Genomic DNA, 23285 nt, shown 5'->3' with positions numbered 1-23285 from the left:
CATTGATATTACAGTCTATTCCCATTCAATTGTAGAAGGAGGTTTAGAAGTGATATCATAAAGGATTCTATTAACGCCATCTACTTCATTAACGATTCTTGATGAAATCTTATCTAATACGTCATATGGTAGTCTTGCCCAATCTGAAGTCATACCATCTACTGATGTAACTGCTCTGATACCAATAGCGTGAGTATGAGTTCTTTCATCACCCATTACACCAACAGTTTTTACATTAGGTAATGCAGTGAAGTATTGCCATACATCTCTTTCAAGACCAGCATTCTTGATTTCTTCTCTAAGGATTGCATCTGATTCTTTTACTAAGTAAAGCGCTTCTTCAGTTACTTCACCCATGATTCTTATCGCTAAACCTGGACCAGGGAAAGGTTGTCTCCAGATTAACTCTGGGTTAATACCTAACTCCAAACCAGTTTGTCTTACTTCATCTTTAAATAAGTCTCTTAGCGGCTCACAAAGTTTGAAGTCCATATCTTCTGGAAGACCACCAACGTTATGGTGAGACTTAATAACTTCTGCAGTATCTGTACCTGACTCGATGACATCTGGATAGATTGTACCTTGTACTAAGAACTTGATACCTTCTAACTTGTTTGACTCTTCTTCAAACACTCTGATAAATTCTTCACCGATGATCTTTCTCTTCATTTCAGGATCAGATACACCTTTTAGTTTACCTAAGAATCTATCTTTTGCATTAACTCTGATAAGGTTCATATTGAACTCTCTTCCGAAAGTTTCTTCTACTTGATCACCTTCGTCTTTTCTCATCAAACCATGATCTACAAAGATAGCTGTAAGGTTATCACCAATTGCTCTTTGAACAAGAATTGCTGCTACTGATGAGTCTACACCACCTGATAAACCGATGATAGCCTTTTGGTCACCAATCTGCTCTTTGATTTGCTTTACAGTTTCTTCAACAAAATTAGCTGTTGTCCATTCGCCTGTACAACCACATACTTCATATAAGAAGTTGTTGATTAAGTCTCTACCGAATGGTGTATGCTCAACTTCTGCATGGAACTGAACGCCATATAATTTCTTTTCAGTGTTTCTCATAGCACCAACAGGCGTTGAAGCTGTAGAAGCAGTGATTTCAAAACCCTCTGGAGCAGTTTCAATATAGTCAAAATGACTCATCCAACAAGTAGAACCATTTTCTACACCCTTGAATAGTTGGTCATCTTTTTTGATTTCTAATTCGATTTTACCGTATTCTCTTTGGTCTGCATTAGCCACTTTACCACCTAATACATGTGACATTAACTGTGCACCATAGCAAATACCCAATACAGGAATACCTAATTCAAATACTTCTTTTTCAATACTAGGTGCGCCTTCTTCATAAACAGAGTTTGGACCACCTGTGAATATAACACCATTTGGCTTCTTTTCTTTAATAGCTTTTAATGCATTTTTGTAAGAATAAACTTCTGAATAAACTTTTGCTTCTCTAACCCGTCTTGCAATTAACTGATTGTATTGACCACCAAAGTCAACTACAATAATCATTTCTTTGTTCTCCATGATTTCTCCTTTTATACGTTTATTTGATAGTTAGCCGGCTCTTTAGTAATTGTTACATCATGAGGATGTGACTCTTTTAAACCAGCACCTGTTATTCTTACAAATTGTGCTTTTTCTTGTAATACTTCAATTGTTTCTGATCCACAGTAACCCATACCTGATCTTAAACCACCAACTAGTTGATATACAATTTCCTTTACAGGACCCTTGTAAGCAACACGGCCTTCAACACCTTCTGGTACGTACTTCTTAGTGTGGTTTTGGAAATATCTATCTGAAGAACCTGATTCCATAGCAGCTACAGAACCCATACCTCTATATGACTTAAATTGTCTACCCATATAGATGATTGTTTCACCTGGTGACTCTTCACAACCAGCAAATAAAGAACCTAACATAACTGTGTTTGCTCCAGCTGCTAAAGCTTTTACAATATCACCAGAGTACTTGATACCACCATCTGCGATGATTGGCACACCGTACTTATCACCAACTTCAGCACAGTCCATAACAGCTGTTAACTGAGGTACACCGATACCAGCAACAATTCTAGTTGTACAAATTGAACCAGGACCAATACCAACCTTAACACAGTCAGCACCAGCTTCAATTAACTCTCTAGTACCTTCAGCTGTTGCTACATTACCTGCAATGACATCCAAATCTGGGAAAGCTGTCTTGATTTCTTTAACAGCATTGATGATGTTCTTAGAATGACCATGAGCTGAATCAAGAGCAATAACATCTACACCAGCATCTTTAACAGCCTTTACACGATCCATCATATCAGGACCCATACCAATAGCAGCACCAACTAAAAGTCTACCTTTTGAGTCTTTTGCTCTATTAGGGTATACAATAACCTTTTCAATATCTTTAATAGTAATTAAACCTACTAGCTTACCAGCATCATCTACAAGTGGTAACTTTTCAATTTTATGTTTTCTTAAAATTGCTTCTGCTTCATCCATTTTAATACCAGCATGAGCTGTTACTAAATTTTCAGAAGTCATGATATCTTTGATTAATTTATCATTGTCCTTTTCAAATCTGATATCTCTGTTAGTAATAATGCCTACTAGGGTATTATCATCATTGACAACAGGACAACCAGAGATTCTGTATCTTGCCATTAACTCTAATGCCTCTGATACATGATTGTCTGGACATAAAGAAAATGGATCTACAATAACACCGTGTTCACATCTTTTTACCTTGTCTACTTCTAGAGCTTGTGCTTCTATTGACATATTCTTGTGAATAATACCAATGCCGCCTTCTCTAGCGATAGCAATTGCGAACTTTGCTTCTGTTACTGTGTCCATTCCTGCACTTAAAATTGGAATATTTAGTTGAATGTTTTTTGTTAGTTGAGTTTTTAAACTAACCTGATGGCCTAAAATCTCTGACTTCTGTGGGACCAATAATACGTCATCATAAGTTAAAGCTTCCTTAATAATTTTATTACGCATGACACTCTCCTATCTTGTATTTTACACACCATTAAACTTGATTTTCGTCAAGTGAATTTAATTTGTTTTTCACACTCTTTGTTAATATTTTATATAATATAACCTTTTAAGTGTCCCTTGTCAACATGAAAATGTATAAAAACTTTATAAGAAAGGTTAAATTTTCTTATAACATTATTATTATAACACAGACTGCATATATATTCATTTTATAACAAAGGAGATTTCAATTTAGTCCCTAATAATTTGTAGACACACGAAATAATATCCGATAAAATAGAATAGCATATACAAGGAGGATTTATGTTATTTAGACATTTAAAAGAAATCATGTTGAAGTATAAGTTCAGATATATATTTGGAATTATCTTCATTATCATATGTGATGGTCTTCAATTATTTACACCAGAAGTACTGGGTAATCTAACCAATGATATCAATACAGGTAGCCTTACAGAAAAAGCTATCTATAATTATATTTTCTTAATTATGATATTAGCGATTGGTGTTGCATTCTTTAGATTTTTATGGAGACGATTTGTAGTCGCAGCATCAAGAAAAATTGAATATGATCTTAGAAAGAAGTTTTTTGGTCATTTAGAGACTTTATCTATGTCTTACTTCCATACCCATACAGCAGGTTCACTCATGGCCCATGCAACCAATGACATCACAGCTGTCAGAAACTCATTTGGTATGGGTGTTGTTATGATTGTAGACTCAAGTTTTTTAACCTTATTTACAGTCTATCGTATGATCACAAATACAGACTTAACCCTCACATTACTGGCACTTATTCCAATGCCATTTATCGCTATTTCAGCTTTTGTACTGGGTGGTGTGATACAAAAGAGATTTAGGTCTGTACAACAAGCCTTTGAAAATATTACAACAAAGGTTCAAGAAGCCTTTTCTGGCATCAGAGTCATCAAAGCTTTTGCAAGAGAGAAAAATGAAAACCTATCATTTAAAGAAGTCAATGATGATAATTTTAAGGAAAATATGAAACTGGCTAGAATGCATGGTATCTTATTCCCTCTTATTATGTTTATATCCACCTCAAGTTTAATCGTTGCAATTACACTGGGTGGTATTATGGTCATCGACAACAGACTGCCTTTAGGGTCTTATGTGGAGTTTTTACTTTACTTAGGTATTCTTACTTGGCCGATCATTGCCATTGGCTGGGTCGTCAATGTCCTCCAACAAGGTATCGCATCACTTAAGCGTATCAACATCATCTTAGATGCTGAAGCAGAAATTAAAGATCATGAGCATGCCGAGTATATTGAAGACTTGAAGCCGGTTATTGAGTTTAAAAACTTAAACTTTACTTATCCTAATACAGATATACCGGTTCTTGAAAATGTATCTTTTAAAGTTGAAGCTGGTAAAACACTGGCTATCGTTGGCAAAACAGGTACCGGTAAAACAACCATTGCCAACCTAATGATGAGGCTGTATGACAGCAACCAAGAAGAAATCTTACTAGGTGGTGTACCCATCAAGCAATTACAGTTAAAACAAATCAGAGAGATGATCGGTTATGTACCACAAGATAATTTCTTGTTCTCTACTAAAATAAGAGACAACATTGCTTTTTCTAATCCTGACCTATCAGAAGATAAGATCATAGCAGCCAGTAAGATAGCCCATGTCCATAATGAAATTCTTGGATTCCCAGAAGGCTATGAAACCTTACTAGGAGAAAAAGGTATCAATTTATCAGGTGGTCAAAAGCAGCGTATTTCTATAGCACGTGCCATTGCAGAAGATCCAAAGGTCCTTATACTAGATGATTCCTTATCAGCTGTAGATACAAAAACTGAAGACAGTATTCTTAGATATCTTCAAACTGAAATTGCTGACAAAACATGTATCATCATTGCTCATAGAATTTCAACCATTAAAGATGCAGACGAAATCATCGTACTTCATGAAAACAAGATCGCTGAAAGAGGTACACACGATGAACTTGTTAAACTGAACGGTCTTTATAATGAAACTTATCAGAAGCAATTACTTGAAGACAAAGTTAACAGAGATTAGAAAGGAGGCTTATATGGAAAACAAAAGACATGAAAAAGAATTCGAAAAAATATTTGATATAAAGCTCCTTGTGAAATTACACAGGTTTACAAAACCATTCTACTGGATATTAGCCCTTAGTATTTTGGCGGTCTTTTTATCATCAGTAGGCGACTTGGTAAGACCTTATTTAATGAAAGTGGTCACAGATGACTATGTAACAGCTTATAAAAATGAAATGTTTGTATCACATGAATCCTTTAATCATAAGGAAGAGATTTTCTATGATGGTTCCTACTACTTAAGAGACATCTTCTTAGAAGACATTGAATCAAAAGAGTATGCTAGCTCAAAACAACTTATCAAAGACGGTGATAACTACATTTTATTAGATGAATATACTTCTAAATCCATTTCTGATAAGGACTACACTTTAAAAGTTGATGGTCGTGATGTGGTATTAAGATTAAATGATACATCTAAAAGCATCAGTGGTATCCTACTGACAGAGGAAGAGTATCAGTTATTTAGAGAAAAAGATATTTCAGGGATATGGTATGTGACTTTTCTACTGGTTATCACACTTATTGTTTCGTTTGTATTCCAGTATGTCCAAACATTGTCACTTAACTATGTTGGACAGAAGGTTGTTCATAGGATTCGTGAAGAATTGTTTGACCATCTTCAACATTTATCTATGTCCTATTATGAAAAGAACCCTATTGGTCGTTTGGTAACTAGGATTACCAATGATATGAATAATATCAGTGAATTTTACACCAATGTCATCATTACCTTTTTAAAGGACTTTATCATCCTACTTGGAACAATGGGGATCATGGTAGCACTTGATTGGAAACTGTCACTCCTATGTTTCTCGACTCTACCAATTGTTATCTTTATCTCTTTTGTATTTAGAAGACTGGTTAGAAACAATCAAAGAGTCATTAAAATTAAGATTGCCCAGATCAATGCAACCTTAAGTGAAAACATATCAGGTATGAAAATCATTCAGCTTTTCAATCAAGAAAAGCATATGTTTGATTCATTTGACGTCATCAACACAGACCATCTTAAAGCATGGTTAAAGCAAACCAACATCTATGCTATTTTGAGACCGTCTATGAACTTGATTTATTCCATTACCTTATGTTTCTTGGTTTACTTTGCTGGTAGTGACTTTATTTCAGAATCTGCTAAAAATGTTATTACACCAGGTTTGTTCATTGCATTTATTACTTATATTCAGCAGTACTTCAGACCTATATTTGACTTAAGTGAAAAGTTTAATATCATGCAGGCTGCTATGGCGTCACTTGAAAGAATCTTTGTTATTCTTGAAGACAATGAAAAAATCATTAATGATCCTAAGCTGGATCTGGATCAAGCTTTCAAAGGCTCTATTGAGTTTAAAAATGTAGACTTTGCTTATAATCCAGACGAACCTATTTTAAGAGATGTATCCTTTAAAATCAAGGAAGGTGAAACCATTGCCATTGTCGGTGCTACAGGCTCAGGTAAGACCACCATCACATCTTTGATTTCTAGGTTCTATGATATTCAAAGCGGTCAAATAGAAATTGATGGTTATCCTATTAAAGATATTGATTTACAGTTTTTACGTTCACAAATATCGGTTGTATTACAAGATGTTTTCTTGTTTGCTGGCTCTATAAGAGACAACATCACCCTCGGTGAAGAAATGACTGAAGAAAAAATCAAGGAAGTTTCTGAGTTTGTAAACGCCAATTACTTTATTGATAAACTGCCTCAAACGTACGATCATATCCTTACTGAAAAAGGTTCTACACTTTCAGCTGGACAGAGACAGTTGTTGTCATTTGCAAGAGCGCTTGCTTTCGATCCATCTATACTTATATTAGATGAGGCGACATCAAACATTGATACAGAAACAGAACTTCTTATCCAAGATGCTATTACCAAACTCATTAAGGATAGAACGACCATTATCATTGCCCATAGATTATCGACCATCCAACATGCAGACAAGATCATTGTGATGCATAAGGGGCAAATTTGCGAGATGGGTACCCATCAAGAACTGCTTAAGAATAAGGGCCGATACTACGACTTATACTTACTACAATATCAAGAAGAGCATGCTTCATAAAAAGAGCTCCATTGCAAAGGCAATGGAGCTTTTATTGGTATGAAAACCTGTTTTCATAAGTAACGAAGCACTCGATGTGCTGAGTTCTTATTTAAATACACTATGCTATTTTCTTCATGATATCAGCACGCTCTAGCGGCTTAAACAGTAAGGCAAATACAACCACAGAAATGATTAACTCTATACCTAAATAAGAACCATTGTAGATTGTTGAGTAAAGCACTGGATTCATGCCTTCTGGAGCATAAGATGCGAATACAACCACACCTGAGATAACATGGCAAACAAATCTTAAGGCAATACCAACAGTGATACCGATAGAACCTTTTGCAAATCCTTTACCAAAGAAACCAGCAAATCCTAGAGCACCAAATGCAATTGGATAATCAAATAATACTGATACAGGATGGAATGACCACTTTGGTCCTAAGATAAATTGAATCAAACCATATACCACACCAACAAAAATACCATTCTTTGGTCCCCATCTATAAGCATAGATTAAAATTGGAATCATAGAACCTGGTGTTACAGAACCTCCTTGAGGCATTTTCCAGATTGTAACCAAACTTAAGGCATAAGCTAGCGCCATCATAACGCCTGCTTCTACAATCATTTGCGTTTTTTTATTCATAATAAGTCCTCCCTAAGACAAGTCAAGTACATACTCGACATACTAATACCCATGTATTAGCAAAAATAAAATAAAACCATACACGAAAGTGTATGGTTTGTAAGCCTTGATACACTTTCCTACGCTGGTGTTAACCAGATCAGGTTCAAAGGGTCATACCGTAGTACTCTCAGCTTTCGCTCCCCTAGTGATATTACATAGCTATCATAACAGATTTCTTATTAAGAATCAACTACATCATGCCTGGCATACCACCCATCGGCATAGGTGGTGCAGTTTCTTCAGATGGAATGTCAGTAATTGCAACTTCAGTTGTTAATAAGGTTGCTGCTACCGACGCAGCATTTTGTAAGGCAGAACGCGTCACCTTAGTCGGATCCACAATACCTGCTTCTAACATATCCTTGTATTCATTTAAACCAGCATCAAAACCTACCATACCAGCTTCACTTTTTAACTTCTCCACAACCAGTGAGCCTTCACCACCAGCATTAGATACAATTTGTCTTACAGGTGCTTCAAGGGCTTTAAGAATGATCTTAGCGCCAGTCTTTTCATCACCTTCTAAAGTTTCAATTAAATCCTGAACGGCTTTCGTTGAACGAATATAAGCCGTACCACCACCTGGTACAATCCCCTCTTCAACGGCAGCTCTAGTCGCATGCAAAGCATCTTCAATACGAAGTTTCTTTTCTTTCATTTCTACTTCTGTTGCTGCACCAACATGGATAACAGCAACACCACCTGAAAGTTTAGCAAGTCTCTCTTGTAACTTTTCTGTATCAAACTCAGAAGTCGATTCTTCAATCTGACCTTTGATTTGATTGATTCTTGCATTGATGGCTTGTATATCGCCACGACCTTCTACAATAGTCGTATTTTCCTTGTCCATCGTTACAGTTCTAGCAGATCCCAGTTGATCAATAGTTACTTGCTTTAGATCAATACCCAGTTCTTCACTCATAACTCTTGTACCAGTTAAGATTGCAATGTCTTCTAACATAGCTTTTCTTCTATCACCAAAGCCCGGTGCCTTAACAGCAACAACTTCAAATGTACCTCTAAGTTTATTCACAACAATGGTTGCTAAAGCTTCACCTTCAAGATCTTCAGCAATAATAACCAACTTTAGATTTTGCTGCATGGTTTGCTCTAAAATTGGAAGAATCTCTTGTAAGTTTGTAATCTTCTTATCTGTTACTAAAATCAATGGATTAGAATAAGTAGCAACCATCTTATCTGGATCTGTAACCATATATGGTGATATATACCCTCTATCAAATTGCATACCTTCTACTACTGATAACTCAGTTTCAAAAGTCTTTGATTCCTCTATAGAGATAACACCTTCTTTACCCACCTTTTCCATTGCATCTGCAATTAAGTCACCTACAACTCTATTGGATGCTGAGATTGCAGCAACATTTGAGATAGATGCCTTGTCTTCTACTGGTGTAGAAAGTTCTTTAATATTTACAACTGCTTTTTCTACAGCCTTAAAGATACCATTTCTGATCATCATTGGATTGGCACCTGCAGCAACGTTTTTAAAGCCTTCTTTAACGATGGCTTGTGTTAAAAGCGTGGCAGTAGTCGTACCGTCACCTGCTACATCATTGGTCTTAACAGCTACTTCTTTAACCAGTTGAGCACCCATGTTTTCAAACTTATCTTCAAGTTCTACTTCTCTTGCAATGGTAACACCATCATTGGTAATCAGAGGCGCACCAAACTGTTTATCTAAAATAACATTTCTTCCCTTAGGACCAAGTGTGATTTTAACTGCATTGGCAAGCTTATCAACACCAGCTTCTATTTTCTTTCTACCTTCTTCACCATATAAAATATCTTTTGCCATACTATCCTCCAATTACTGCTAATAAATCAGTCTCTTCTATAATAATGTAGTCACTACCATCTAATTTAATTTCTGATCCCTTATACTTTGGAAATACCACACGGTCTCCTACTTTTACAGTCATTTCTACTAAGTTGCCATGACTCACTTTGCCAGGGCCTACTGCAATAACTTCTGCGATTTGAGGTTGCTCTGTCGCTTGACCCGGCAGGATAATACCACTCTTAGTTGTGGTTTCTGCTTGAACTTGTTTAATTAATACTCTATTACCTAATGGTTTTATATTCATGTGAACCTCCCTTATACCTTATTATATGTAAATCTCAACTTATCCAAATACATTATATAAAATTTTAATTTCTTTTCAAAGAAAAATCCCCTATTAGAGGATTTTATTTTGAATTTTCTATGATATTTACCCAATCGATGGCTTCTAAGTAATAGTTAGAAACATCCAAGAAATCCAACATAAACGGGTCAATTAATGGCTTAATTTCTTCCCATTCACCTTTCTCGTAGTGCTCAACGACAATCAAGAGATCTGTATACAAACCTTCCTCTTTAAAAAGTGCCTTAATGATTTCATCATCAAGTGGGATATCTGTAATGATTTCTTCCATTCTTCTGTCTAATATGACATCTGCAAGTGATAATAAGCCTATTAGAAAACCTTCAGATGCATGAGACTTAAGATGGGTCTGCTTCAACATGGCCTCTAACATCTTAGCACGAATCAAGGACATACGTGTTAACTCTTTCGGTTGGTCATCCCCTACATCTCTGATCATCAATAGTGAGAACCATTTTTTTAACTCTTTAAAACCCAACATGGTTAAGGCATGTCTAATGGTTGTAATCCTATTTCTAGAATAAAAAGCAGCTGAGTTTACCAGCTTAAGCAGTTTAAAGGTTATGGAAAAATCCTTCTTTACAATCTGCTCTAACTCATCATAAGACGGTTCTTCCTTGTTAAGTTCAGATAACAAAAGCAAATATGTATTGTTAAAAACCCTAAAATCATTGCCCGAAACAAGGACTGGCTTAGAAAAAAAGAAACCTTGGAAATAATCATAGCCTAAACTGATGGCTTCTTCAAACTCATCTTTTGTCTCTACTTTTTCAGCTAAAAACTTCACATTGTATGTAGAATATTTCTTAACCAGTTCTTCTCTTTCTCTAACCGTTGTTGAAAGAAAATCTACCTTGATGATATCTACAAGGCCTATGACATCTTCATAAGAATAGGAAGAATCAAAATCATCTAAGGCAAGCACATAACCTTGGTCTTTAAGCATCTTACACTGGTTAAGGAAAGTTTCATCCGGAATAACATCTTCTAAAATTTCAACGACTAAAATCTCATTAGAAAACATTTTTGGCAGTTCATCGTCAATGGTGTCTTTGGTAAAGTTAATAAAGGCCTTCTTGCCGCCTAACATATTATCTAAACCCAAATTAACTAGGGTGTTAAACACAACTTCACCGGTCTTTTGACTGCCATCCTTATCATCGTTAAAACCGTGTTCAGAACGATACAAAAGTTCATAGGCAAATACGTTCATATTCTTATCAAATATAGGCTGTCTTGCAACATGTACATTCATCACTTACCTCACTGTAAACACACCTCTGGCAATTCGTATTCTACACCTACTATTAACAGATTGTGTTCCTTCATTAAATCCCTAGTATAAAGTTCTACACGCCCTACAACTTGCTTGACAATTTTAACTTTGGGTCTGAGCGGAAAACCTAAATCCACATCTTCTACAACGCCAATTTCATTATTGGTCAGTCTGACAACTGTACCGACAGGATATGGAATTATAATTTTTACAAATTCTTGGACAAGTTCTGCATCTAGCTGTTTGACACTGGCCACCATCATCCTCTCGTTGGCCTCTTGTGGATCAAGGGCCTTTCTAAATGGCCTGTCAGAAGTCAAAGCATCATAGACATCACATATACTTACTATCTTTGCAAGTTCAGAGATTTCATCGCCCTTGATACCATTAGGATAACCGCTGCCATCTACCCACTCATGGTGCTGTAAAACAATTAAACGGGTATGGGCATCAATGTCAAAGTTGTCTTTTAGATAGTCATACCCCTTTAAAGGATGAGCATGAACAATGTCTTTTGCCTCCTGGTCCAGAAATTCCTTCTTTTTTAGTATATCATAATTTAGGAAATTATAACCAATATCATGCAATAAAGATCCAATGGCAAGAGTTTCTAGCTTCTTTTGATTCAAGCCAAGCTTCATACCAAAGATAACACTTAAAACCGCCACATTGACAGAATGCTGATAAAGATAGCCATCTGAGTTCTTGATGTCCACCATATTGATCTCTTGGTGTTTCTTATTTAAAAGTTCCGACACAAGATCAACTGCTACCTTAGACATATTTCTAGTCGTCTGGTACTCCATTTTTCTAGCTTCTTTAAGGTTAGAAGACGATGGTCTAGCCAGTCTCTCTAGGTATCTTTCAAAAGAATCAAATACATTTTTAACTTCTTTAACCGATTTAATTCTAAGTTCTGCTGAAATGATGTCATCTATAATGTCATTACTTAACAAATCTGTTATATAAACGGAATCATAACCAAGCTGATTCAGTCGTTCTTTTCTAATGTCATTAAGCTCTGAGCCTTGTTTAGCCAGTATTTTTCCATCACTGTTATAGACGGATTTACCCAGCTTAGCCCCTTTCTGTATTTTTTCAACTGGTACTCTTCTCATAATTCACTCCTTCTATGGATATATACCCAAATATAAAAAAAATGCACTCGAAAAGTGCATTTAATTTAATAATCTTTATGCATACCATACATATCCATAATCTTGATGGCCGTTTGCAAACTGTATCTTTGTTGCTCGTCTTCAAGATTAGTACCTGTGATTTCTTGAATTCTATTCACACGGTACAAAACAGTATTGTAATGGGTAAATAACTTTTCAGACATTTTCTTTAGGTTACCATTGGCTTCATAATATACCTTCAATGTCTTAACAAGTTCTGTATCTTTCTTTTTATCATACTTAACTAATGATTCTAAAGTTTTTTCATAAAAATCTATCAGTTCATCTTTTAAATCTGCATGACAGAAAATCTTATATATGCCAAGGGCATCAAATTCAATGATTCTAGTTTGTACATAATTATCAGAAGCCATAACCGCTTTTTGAGAATCTTTTAAAGATCTGTACATATTGTCGATACCTGTATAAATCCTACCGATACCAATAACAAATCTTAAATTGACCATCTTTTGAACAACCATTTCCTCGATTTGCTGACTCAACATACGAACTTCATCTTGAGGATTTTTCTTATCCTTTAACATAAAGACCACATTGATTTGAGACTTTCTATTGGCAACCAAATAAACAAGGTCCTTGCTTGTACAGTAGGCATCCACTAAGTACATCACCTTTGAGATATCCCTGTTGATATGTTCAAAGTCATCCTCATCTGATTTTACACCGATTGTAAATGTACAGTAGTCTGCATCTTTATCAAACTTATAGTAATTGGATCTTTCAATGGCCTTTGACTTCCTAATTTTATCGTTAGAAATCAGGTCATCGAAAAACTCAACTTTGTATTTGTTTTCAATTTCTTGAATAGATATTTTCTTTAGAAGCTCTAATGCAATAATTGATGAAGCAGATTCTAAAACTTGAATATCCGTTAATCTGATTTCACTGTTGCAGTTGGCTAAGAAAATATTACCGTAAACTGTGTTTCTTGCTATAATTGGAATCGCATAAACATCACGCTCTTGGTTTTCTATGGTAATCTTATACTTGGTTGTACGTGTATTTTTATTTGAAATGCCGTGCTTCTTAAAGTAAGCGTCAATTTCTGCTTCTCTTCTAGAACATATGTCATAGTTCTCAACAGGGCATACAATTTCATCAAAATAATAGTCTTTGACGATGATGTTGTTACCGACTTTATCACTTAAGTCTTTGGTAACATCTAAAATAGTACCACCCTTTAAAAGAAGCTCCATCATATCATTATGAATGGCTTCAACGCGTCTAATGACCTTTGACTGCTTGTCAAAAATCTCCTTTAGAATAGGCTCCATAATATCTGCAAAAGAGATATTGTAATCTAACTGAATAATTGGCAAACCAATTTCATCTGCTAAACGTAATAAATTTTCATCTAATGATTTCAGATAAGGCTGAATTTTAATCGCAATGGCTTCTACACCACGGTTCTTCATACCAGTTAATAGATCTACTTGTTCCTCGATTGTTATATTTCCAAAATGGACAGCAGTTGTCAGTAAAAACTCACCTTCTTCGATCCAATTTAAAATTTCCAAATCCGCCATGATGTTGACACGTGTAATGATGTTATCTAGATTGTTTACGCCAGCTATGACTTGACAAGATTTTAAAGGCTCCAGCTTCATTGCTTCAGCCAAAGAAATTCCTGTTTCTTTTATCAATTTGCCACCTCTTCTAACATGTATAGTTTTTAAAGTACTTTGTTATTATATTATAAACCATAATAAAAAAAAAGTAAAAAGTCACATCTTTTTTGTGTAAAAAATACAAATACGCCGCTTTTTGATAAAAAACGACGTAAAATATTAGTCTACTATAAAACCAGCTTCCTCAAAAGTGATCATTTCATCATTCATGTAGGTAGCAGCTTCGATGATATTAAACATCAAAACAGCTCCTGTTCCTTCACCTAAACGCATGTTCATATCCAGGTAGGTTCTTAAACCAAGCATCTCACTTGCCTTAGATGCACCCAGTTCCAAAGAAGCGTGTGAAGCAAATAGATACTCTTTGACTTTTGGTTCTATCAAAGTGGCAATTAATGCTGAAGCGGTACAGATAAATCCATCCACCACTACAGGTACACCATATGCTGCACCAGCAATCATAACACCAGCCATACCGCCAATTTCAAGACCACCCACTTTTGAAAGGATGTCTATGCCATCCGATGGATCTGGTTGGTTTAATTCTATACCTTTTCTAATGACGTCAGCCTTATGTTTTACTTTTTCCTGAGGTAAGTTGGCTCCGACACCAGTAACTTCACTCGGATCAAATCCACCAATCACTGATACAATGGCAGAACTCGGTGTGGTATTGCCTATGCCCATTTCACCAGTTGCCAAAAGCTGAACACCTGATTCAATGGCCTTTATAGCCACATCAATACCAGCTTCTATAGCCCTAATGGCTTCTTGTCTAGTCATGGCAGGCCCCTTAGTGAAATTGTCAGCACCATACTTGACCTTTTTATTAATAACAGGTTCCTTGACCTCATTATCAATCCCCACATCTACAACAATCACCTCTGCTCCGACATGTTTAGATAAAGCACAAACCCCTGTTAAACCCCGTGTCATATTCATGGCCTGAATCTTTGTAATGTCCTTTTTAGATGTGGCAACGCCTTCTTCAATGATACCATGATCTCCAGCGCAGACAATGACTGCTTTTTTTTCAACTTTTGGATGAATTGTCTTCTGAATACCTGCTAATCTAACAACAATATCTTCAAGTTTGCCCAAACTCCCTTTAGGTTTGATTAAAAGGTCCACTCTATTTTGACAAAGTTCTTCATATTCTTTACTGCGATGCTCTATTTTTTCTAATGTATCTTGTAAAAGTCCCATAACACCCTCCAGTCATTTGGAAAACTCATTCATTTAATAAGAACAAAGCACATGGTGTGCAAAGTTTTATAATAAGAACTCAGCACATCGAGTGCTTCGTTCTCTATGAAAACCAAGTTTTCAAACCAATCATAAAAAGATTCATGCATAAGCATGAATCTTTAATGTCATTCTAGCACAGGTTTACTAATGTGTAAATTAGTAGTTACCTTGAGCATGCATAGCTTCAGCAACTTTTACGAAACCTGCAATGTTAGCACCAGCAACTAAGTCATAACCGAATCCATACTCTTCTGCAGCTTTCTTAGCATTGTCATGGATGTTCTTCATGATTTGTTGTAATTTAGCATCTACTTCTTCTTCTGTCCATGCCATTCTCATTGAGTTTTGTGACATTTCTAGAGCAGAAGTTGCAACACCACCTGCGTTAGCAGCCTTAGCTGGTCCAACTAAAACGTTGTTGTCTTGTAAGTACTTAAGTGCATCGTTAGTTGTAGGCATGTTTGAACCTTCACATACAATACCAACACCATTTGCTACTAATTTCTTAGCATCGTCTAAGTGAATCTCATTTTGAGTTGCACATGGAATAGCGATATCAACTTTAACGCCCCATGGCTTTTCACCAGCGAAGAACTCAACGCCAAACTTATCAGCGTAATCTTGTACTTTATCGTTACCGCTTGCTCTCATAGTTAATAAGTAAGCGATTTTTTCTTCTGTGTTAACACCATCAGCGTCATAAACATAGCCGTCTGGACCTGATAATGTTACTACTTTACCACCTAATTCAGTGATCTTAAGTGCAGCACCCCAAGTTACGTTACCGAAACCTGATAATGCAACAGTTTTACCTTCAAATGTATCGTTAGAAGTTGCTAACATTTCTCTTGTGAAGTAAGTTACACCAAAACCAGTAGCTTCTGGTCTGATTAATGAACCACCGTATGTTAAACCTTTACCAGTTAAAACACCATTCTCGAATGCGCCTTTGATTCTTCTGTATTGACCATATAAGTAACCGATTTCTCTACCACCAACACCGATGTCACCAGCAGGAACGTCTACGTCTGGACCAATGTGTCTGTAAAGCTCAGTCATGAATGATTGACAGAATCTCATAACTTCAGCATCTGACTTACCGTAAGAATTGAAGTCAGAACCACCTTTACCGCCACCGATTGGTAAGCCAGTTAAAGAGTTCTTAAAGATTTGCTCGAAACCTAAGAACTTGATGATGCCTAAGTAAACTGATTTATGGAATCTTAAACCGCCCTTATATGGTCCAATTGCTCCATTAAACTGTACTCTGAAACCTCTGTTTACTTGTAAGTTACCTTCATCATCTACCCAAGGTACTCTGAAAATGATTTGTCTTTCAGGCTCAGAAATTCTTTCAAGGATATTAGCTTCTACCCATTGTGGGTTCTTTTCTAATACTGGTGCTAAAGAGTGGAATACTTCTTCAACTGCTTGTAAAAATTCTGGCTCTGCACTGTTTCTAGCTTTAACACGTTCAAATACTTCATTAATGTAATTCATGTTAACATCTCCCTTTTATAATAAGCATTTACTTTATATAAAGATTGATAAATATTTATCAATCAAAACAACCGAATTTATCAAAAAACCTATGATTTTACAGTTTTCAAAAGCCCCCAATTGATGTCAAGTAGATTATCTTGACGCAAACTGTAAGGAAAAGGTTTTCCCTATTGCCATATCTCGCATCGGCTTGTTAAAGTTTTGTTTTTCTTTTCTCCTGAATCGTAACATACCTAAAAAAGATTGTAAACAGGTTTTTTCAATCTTTTTTTATACGTAAAATTCACAATTTTCTGACAACAGGCTACTTGTCCTCAAAACCAGCAAAATGAACACTTTTAACATGTATATCAATATTGATTACATTCATTTGTGTCATCATTTCCAGATGCTTTTTAATATCAAAAAGCACTTTTTCTGCAGTTTTGTTAATATGATATCCAAATTTGATAATTAAATCGACTTCGACTTTAAGCCCTTCTGGCTTCTTATTGATCCTAATTTTAGTATATTTCTCAACACCTTCAGTCAGTTTTATCGATTGTGAGACGATTTGAATCAAAGTTTTATTAGATATTGTATATTGACCGATTTGACTAAAGGTTGGTCTTACAACCGACTTTTCAATAATTTTATCCGACCTGCCAAAAACACGCGAAAAGATCTTTAAGGTATCTAAAAAATAACCTGAGAAATCCTTTTTAACTTCTACAGTCGGTAAAGGAATAACATGTTTACCATAATGCATACGGTGAAACTTAGCCGTCTCAATTTCTGCTTCGGTAGAAACATCCTCAATCATAATGATTTCATCAATAGGGTCTATTTCTAGATTCCTTGCTATCTGATGAACCATTTTTTCTGATGTGCCAATAATCATTAACTTGTCAGGATTGATTTCTTTAATTTTATCTCGCATTTCAATACGAGGATCTTCATGATGAAAAATGGCTCTTTTTACAGCTGCAACTTTTGTTTGTTCTCTCTTGGCAGATGAACCTATGATTTTTCTCTGACCCGATATTAAAATACCATCATCTATCAAATATTTGATGTGTCTTTCCCTACAGACGTTCATCGCCTTGTAAGACTTTCCGGTGCCACTTTTTCCAACTAATGCAAAGACTTTCATATTACCTCTTTCTTAATAACACCTATATTTTATTACCCTCAAAAGCATATGTCAAATCATGAAATTTTCCGTCATTTACAATATGACAATTTATTAAAAACCCAGTAATATACTGGGTTTTAGCTACATCACCAATAAAGAATGATTCTCATTTTACTTTGGTGATTTTCATTTTTTTTTACACCATTCAAGTTGTCATCAAATTAATATTAAACTATAATCAAGGGGAATTAAAAAACTAATAAGGAGGATTTATCATGGCTTATAAAATTACAGATGCTTGTATCTCTTGTGGCGCTTGTGAAGGCGAATGTCCAGTTAGCTGTATTTCTGCTGGCGATGCTGCATACGTTATCGATGCTGATGCTTGTGTAGATTGTGGCGCATGTACTGGTGCTTGTCCAGTTGACGCTATCGTTCAAGGTTAATTAAATTTCAAAACACCCTGTTCTTAGAGCAGGGTGTTTTTTACGTACTTAAAAAGCTCAAGGCAAAATGCCTTGAGCTTATTTCATATAATTGGTTTGTTGTATCTTTGATAAGAACTTAACGATGGTCTTTTCCTCGTTAATGGTCATGTCTTTTAAGACGAAGTCTAAAAATACTTCTTCATGTTTACCATAAGACTGCATGATATCAAAACCCTTCTCACCTAAAACTAAATAATTTGAACGTTTGTCATTTGGATTATCTACACGTTCAATGTAACCTAGAGATATCATTTTCTTTATAATACCCACCAGCTTATTGCGTCTAAGTGGTATCACATCAAATAAGTCATTCTGCGTTACACGATCATTTTCTTTTAAATGTTCAAGTAGCATAAGTTCTACAGCACCAAAATGCTCTAATTTCCTATTTTTATCACTGGTAATACGCGTTTCATAAACCAACATCAGTTGCTTCATAATACGCTTAATGTCTTTTTGGTAAACAGACATAAATCTCCTATCTCTTCACGATAACCGCTTCACCCATACCGCCACCGATACAAAGTGTCGCTAAACCGTATTTAGAATCTCTCTTCTTCATTTCATGTAATAAGGTAACTAAGATTCTTGCACCACTCGCACCAATCGGATGACCAATAGCAATAGCACCACCGTTAACATTTACCTTGTCAGTATCTAATTCTAAATCAGTGATTACTGATAATGCTTGAGCTGCAAATGCTTCGTTGGCTTCAATTAAATCAATGTCCTTGATTGTTAAGTCAGCCTTTTTTAAAGCTTTCTTAGTTGCTGGAATTGGACCAGTACCCATAATCTCAGGTGCAACACCTGCAGATGCATATGAAACAATTGTCGCTAACGGCTCTACACCTAACTCGTCTGCTTTTTCCTTTGTCATAACAACAAGTGCAGCAGCACCATCGTTGATACCAGACGCGTTACCTGCTGTTACAGAACCCTCTCTGTTAAAGGCAGGTCTTAACTTACCTAGGCCTTCTACACTAGCACCTTTTCTAATGTATTCATCTTCTTTAAAAACAATTGGATCTTTCTTTCTTTGTGGAATTAAAACTGGTACAATTTCCTCTACAAACTTACCTTCAGCTTGAGCTTTTTCAGCTCTATTTTGAGAAGCAACAGCTAACTCATCTTGCTGGTCTCTAGTAAAACCATACTTTTCTACGATATTCTCAGCAGTTACACCCATGTGATAATCATTAAATGCATCCCAAAGGCCATCATTAACCATCATATCATAAAGTTGTCCATCACCCATTCTCTGGCCCCATCTTGCCTTAGGCATAAGATATGGCGCTTGTGACATAGATTCTGTACCACCCGCAACAACAATATCATTGTCACCCGCTAAAATAGTTTGTACTGCTAAAGATACTGTTTTAAGACCTGAACCACAAATCATGTTGATAGTCGTTGCTGGTGTATGGTTTGATAAGCCTGCTTTTAAAGCAACTTGTCTAGCAACACCTTGGCCTTGTCCACCTTGTAATACACAGCCAAAAAATACTTCATCAACAGTTTCTGGCTTTACCTTAGCTCTATTAAGAGCTTCCTCTACTACTGTCTTTCCTAAATCAACGGCACTCACTGATTTTAGTGAACCACCAAAAGAACCAACTGCTGTTCTTACAGCACTCGCAATTACGATTTCTTTCATTTCTGCCTCCTTTAATAACTTTATCCTCGAAACTATTATATCGGTATAATGAAAAAAAGCCAATACTTTCGTATTGACTAATGATCTTGATTCAAGAAATAAGATAAAGTAAAGAGGTTTTCAATTAAATGAATGTTCTCTGCTACTACACCTTCTTTAAGTTGTAAATCGACTGGCGTAAAGTTCCAAATCGCCTTGATGCCATTTTCACATAGAATATCTGCAATGTTTTGTGCAGAGGATCTGCTGGTACAGACATAAGCAATGTCTATATCATTTTCCTGAACATACTTGCCTAACGCATCTACATCACGTACTTCCACATCATTGATTTTCAAACCAATCAGTCTAGGGTTAACATCAAACATAGCTTGAAGATTGTAACCAAAACGACCGAAGTTCGTATAATTCGCCAGTGCTTGACCTAGATTACCAGCACCTACAATCACTGTCTTGTATTCGCGGTCAAGTCCCAAAATTTTACCGATTTCCTTGTACAATGCTTCTACATTGTAACCATACCCCTGTTGTCCAAATCCCCCAAAATTATTTAAGTCTTGTCTGATTTGTGAAGCTGAAAATCCGATAATTTTACTTAGTTCCTTAGAAGATATTCTATTGATATCTCTGTCCATTAATTGACTTAAGTATCTATGATATTTGGGTAATCTTCTTATTACCGCCATAGAAATTTTATTTTCTTTCATACACTCACCTTTACAAAATTCGTTGACTTTTGCAAAAATTATATCAAGATAAATTATTTTTGTCAATCTTATCACAATCTTTGTTCACTTTAATAGTCAATTATGTTAGAATATAATGAACATTTAGGAGGCAATTATGGTAGTTTTATCATGTACAGATATAGATAAATCCTTTGGCACAACTGTCATTTTGGAAAAAATATCATTCTCAATCAATGCAGGAGAAAAAATTGGACTCATTGGAAAAAATGGAGCCGGTAAATCCACATTGTTTAAAATATTAACAGGCGAACTCGAATACGATGCAGGTCATCTCTATCACCATAAAGATGTCAGCTTAGGTTATTTAAAGCAGACTGCAGCTTATACAGAGGAAACAACACTCTATGAATTTTGTCTAGAAGTCTTTAGAGATGTTATTGAATTAGAAGAACAACTCAGACATTATGAAAAAGAAATCTCTCGATTGGCAGATCAACCAGAAGCACTCGAAAAAGTCATGGCAACTTATTCAGCACTGACAGATGAGTTTAACGATATCAATGGTTATGCCTATAAAAGTGAAGTCAGAGGTGTACTCTTTGGATTAGGCTTTAGTGAATCTGACTTTGAACGCCCTATCAGACAATTCAGTGGTGGCCAGCAGTCTAGAATCTCTATTGCAAAGCTTTTGTTAACTAAGCCAAATATCCTTCTACTGGATGAGCCTACAAACCATCTAGACATTGAAGCAGTTAAATGGCTCGAAGGTTATTTGAAATCATATGTGGGCACCATTGTCCTTATTTCCCATGATCGTTATTTTCTTGATCAAGTGGTTAATAAGGTCTTTGAAATTGAAAACCATCAATTGATTTCTAATCCTGGTAATTATACAGATTTTGTTAAGTTTAAAAAAGTTTATATAGAATCTCTGCAGAAACAATTTGAAAATCAGCAGCGTTATATAAAAGAACAAGAAACACTTATTAACAAGTTCAAAGAACGTGGTACTGAAAAACTGGCTAAACGAGCTCGAAGCCGTGAAAAGAGACTGGATATGATTGAAAAAGTCGATCAACCTGTTCAGGACAACACCAGAGCCAAGCTAAAGTTTTCACCAAGACTCAATTCAGGTACCGATGTTTTGTTTGTTGAATCTCTAAGAAAAGACTTTGATACAACTGTATTTAAAGACGTCAGCTTCAATATCTATAAGGGCGAAAAAATTGGTCTTATAGGTAGAAACGGTGTTGGTAAAACAACTCTATTTAAAACTATTTTAGATGAATCCTACAAAACTGAAGGTCAACTGACTTATGGCCACAATGTCCATATTGGCTATTTTAGTCAGGACCAAATGGAACTAAACGAGGACAACAACTTGGTAGAAGAAATTTCTGATACCAATCCAAAACTTACAGAAACAGAAATCAGAACATTACTGGGTTCCTTCTTATTTAAAGGTGACGATGTATTTAAAATTGTCTCTAACCTAAGTGGTGGTGAAAAAAGTCGTTTGGCTCTTTTAAAGCTTATGTTATCCAAGGCAAACCTCTTGCTTTTAGATGAGCCGACCAATCACTTGGACATTATTTCAAAAGAAGCATTAGAAGATGCACTGGAATCTTATGATGGTACAATACTTTCTATCAGTCATGACAGATACTACTTGAATAAGATTTCTTCTAAGATCATTGAACTGACACCTGAGGGTGTTAATGAATACCTTGGTAACTATGACTATTACACCAGTAAAAAAGAGCTGCAGTCATCTCTAGACACACCATTTGAAGAAGTGACTGTCACAAAAACACAGTTAAAAGAGCAAAGAAAAAAAGAAAAAGAAGAAGCCAAACTTAAAAGACAAAAGAAACTGGCCTTCGAAGCTTTGGAAGCTAGAATTCAAGAATTAGAGACTAGAATTGAGGAAATCGAAGCACTTATGTGTGACGAATCGGTCTATTCTAATCCAGAACGCTCAAAAGAGTTGCATCTTGAGATAAATACTCTTAAAATAGAGTTAGAAGAAAAATATGAAGAATGGGAAACATTCGTTTAAAGGAGAAAATAATGTTTGAAAAAGTGAAAGCTATCGTTGAATATCAACTAGATCTAAAAGATCCAAGTATCATTACAAGAGAAACAAGATTAAGAGAAGACTTAAAAGTAGATTCTTTAGATGCTGCTGAGATTATCTTAGCAATTGAAGATAAACTTGATGTAGAAATTCCAGATGAACTCATGATGAACGCTAAGACAGTTGGCGAAATCATGGATTATTTAGAAGCAAACTACTAAAAAAAGGATTGAGATGGGTTTGTCAAGTAAAGTGTGTAAATTTATTTAATTTAGATCAGTGATCATTTATTGACCACTGATTTTTTCATTTGTTTATTTAAAATCAAACAGTTAAAATATGGAAATGTATAATTGGGGAGAACCCATGGAATATCATTTAAA

The 23285-nt window shown here is 35.6% G+C and carries 19 protein-coding genes and 1 riboswitch; of the genes, 5 read left to right on the top strand and 14 right to left on the bottom strand.

What is annotated here, in order from left to right; genetic code table 11:
* Positions 1-15: 15 nt before the first annotated feature.
* Together guaA and guaB are read right to left on the bottom strand one after the other, a co-directional pair.
* Entirely contained in the window at positions 16-1551 is a 1536-nt protein-coding gene (gene guaA, locus EZV73_RS27515) for a glutamine-hydrolyzing GMP synthase (RefSeq protein ID WP_240843796.1), read from the bottom strand.
* Between the two features lie 11 nt (positions 1552-1562).
* Positions 1563-3023, bottom strand: coding sequence for an IMP dehydrogenase (guaB, locus tag EZV73_RS27510; RefSeq protein ID WP_240843795.1), 1461 nt, complete (start codon positions 3021-3023; stop codon positions 1563-1565).
* Positions 3024-3326: 303 nt separating this feature from the next.
* On the opposite strand from guaB, the gene EZV73_RS27505 reads away from it, so the two are divergent.
* Positions 3327-5072 carry an ABC transporter ATP-binding protein gene (locus tag EZV73_RS27505; RefSeq protein ID WP_240843794.1) on the top strand — a complete coding sequence of 582 codons (1746 nt, stop codon included), beginning with the start codon at positions 3327-3329 and terminating at the stop codon, positions 5070-5072.
* 13 nt (positions 5073-5085) lie between these two features.
* A complete protein-coding gene (locus EZV73_RS27500) occupies positions 5086-7182 on the top strand; it encodes an ABC transporter ATP-binding protein (protein WP_240843793.1) in 2097 nt (698 codons plus the stop codon).
* A gap of 100 nt (positions 7183-7282) precedes the next feature.
* On the opposite strand, the gene thiT is transcribed toward EZV73_RS27500, so the two are convergent.
* The 9 genes from thiT to EZV73_RS27455 form a co-directional block, all read right to left on the bottom strand.
* The gene (gene thiT / locus EZV73_RS27495; protein ID WP_240843792.1) at positions 7283-7816 is read right to left on the bottom strand and encodes an energy-coupled thiamine transporter ThiT; all 534 of its coding nucleotides are present in this window, start codon (positions 7814-7816) and stop codon (positions 7283-7285) included.
* A gap of 99 nt (positions 7817-7915) precedes the next feature.
* Positions 7916-8012, bottom strand: a riboswitch (TPP riboswitch).
* A 36-nt stretch (positions 8013-8048) separates the two neighbouring features.
* Complete coding sequence (gene groL / locus EZV73_RS27490) at positions 8049-9674, bottom strand: chaperonin GroEL (RefSeq protein ID WP_240843791.1); 1626 nt, start codon at positions 9672-9674, stop codon at positions 8049-8051.
* 1 nt (position 9675) lies between these two features.
* Positions 9676-9963, bottom strand: coding sequence for a co-chaperone GroES (locus EZV73_RS27485; protein ID WP_240843790.1), 288 nt, complete (start codon positions 9961-9963; stop codon positions 9676-9678).
* Between the two features lie 103 nt (positions 9964-10066).
* Entirely contained in the window at positions 10067-11278 is a 1212-nt protein-coding gene (locus EZV73_RS27480) for an EAL and HDOD domain-containing protein (RefSeq protein ID WP_240843789.1), read from the bottom strand.
* Between the two features lie 8 nt (positions 11279-11286).
* Entirely contained in the window at positions 11287-12417 is a 1131-nt protein-coding gene (locus tag EZV73_RS27475; protein WP_240843788.1) for an HD-GYP domain-containing protein, read from the bottom strand.
* Between the two features lie 65 nt (positions 12418-12482).
* Positions 12483-14141, bottom strand: a complete 1659-nt coding sequence (locus EZV73_RS27470; RefSeq protein WP_240843787.1) for a PucR family transcriptional regulator ligand-binding domain-containing protein — start codon at positions 14139-14141, stop codon at positions 12483-12485.
* 144 nt (positions 14142-14285) lie between these two features.
* Complete coding sequence (gene cobT, locus EZV73_RS27465) at positions 14286-15332, bottom strand: nicotinate-nucleotide--dimethylbenzimidazole phosphoribosyltransferase (RefSeq protein ID WP_240843786.1); 1047 nt, start codon at positions 15330-15332, stop codon at positions 14286-14288.
* 198 nt (positions 15333-15530) lie between these two features.
* Positions 15531-16874: an NADP-specific glutamate dehydrogenase gene (gene gdhA, locus EZV73_RS27460; RefSeq protein WP_240843785.1), complete on the bottom strand. Its 1344-nt coding sequence runs from the start codon at positions 16872-16874 to the stop codon at positions 15531-15533.
* Positions 16875-17181: 307 nt separating this feature from the next.
* Positions 17182-18009 carry an Asp23/Gls24 family envelope stress response protein gene (locus EZV73_RS27455; protein ID WP_240843784.1) on the bottom strand — a complete coding sequence of 276 codons (828 nt, stop codon included), beginning with the start codon at positions 18007-18009 and terminating at the stop codon, positions 17182-17184.
* 257 nt (positions 18010-18266) lie between these two features.
* Between EZV73_RS27455 and EZV73_RS27450 the strand changes: the two genes are divergently transcribed.
* Positions 18267-18437, top strand: coding sequence for a DUF362 domain-containing protein (locus EZV73_RS27450; RefSeq protein ID WP_240843783.1), 171 nt, complete (start codon positions 18267-18269; stop codon positions 18435-18437).
* 78 nt (positions 18438-18515) lie between these two features.
* On the opposite strand, the gene EZV73_RS27445 is transcribed toward EZV73_RS27450, so the two are convergent.
* From EZV73_RS27445 to EZV73_RS27435, 3 genes are all read right to left on the bottom strand, one after another.
* Entirely contained in the window at positions 18516-18950 is a 435-nt protein-coding gene (locus tag EZV73_RS27445; RefSeq protein ID WP_240843782.1) for a MarR family winged helix-turn-helix transcriptional regulator, read from the bottom strand.
* A 7-nt stretch (positions 18951-18957) separates the two neighbouring features.
* Entirely contained in the window at positions 18958-20136 is a 1179-nt protein-coding gene (locus tag EZV73_RS27440; RefSeq protein ID WP_240843781.1) for an acetyl-CoA C-acetyltransferase, read from the bottom strand.
* Between the two features lie 77 nt (positions 20137-20213).
* Positions 20214-20843 carry a redox-sensing transcriptional repressor Rex gene (locus tag EZV73_RS27435; protein WP_240843780.1) on the bottom strand — a complete coding sequence of 210 codons (630 nt, stop codon included), beginning with the start codon at positions 20841-20843 and terminating at the stop codon, positions 20214-20216.
* Between the two features lie 136 nt (positions 20844-20979).
* On the opposite strand from EZV73_RS27435, the gene EZV73_RS27430 reads away from it, so the two are divergent.
* A complete protein-coding gene (locus EZV73_RS27430; RefSeq protein WP_240843779.1) occupies positions 20980-22884 on the top strand; it encodes an ABC-F family ATP-binding cassette domain-containing protein in 1905 nt (634 codons plus the stop codon).
* 11 nt (positions 22885-22895) lie between these two features.
* Entirely contained in the window at positions 22896-23123 is a 228-nt protein-coding gene (locus tag EZV73_RS27425; protein WP_240843778.1) for an acyl carrier protein, read from the top strand.
* Positions 23124-23285 lie beyond the last annotated feature (162 nt).

The sequence above is a fragment of the Acidaminobacter sp. JC074 genome (assembly GCF_022496765.1).
GTDB lineage: Bacteria > Bacillota > Clostridia > Peptostreptococcales > Acidaminobacteraceae > JABXKX01.
This window is presented reverse-complemented; position numbering and strand designations above follow the sequence as displayed.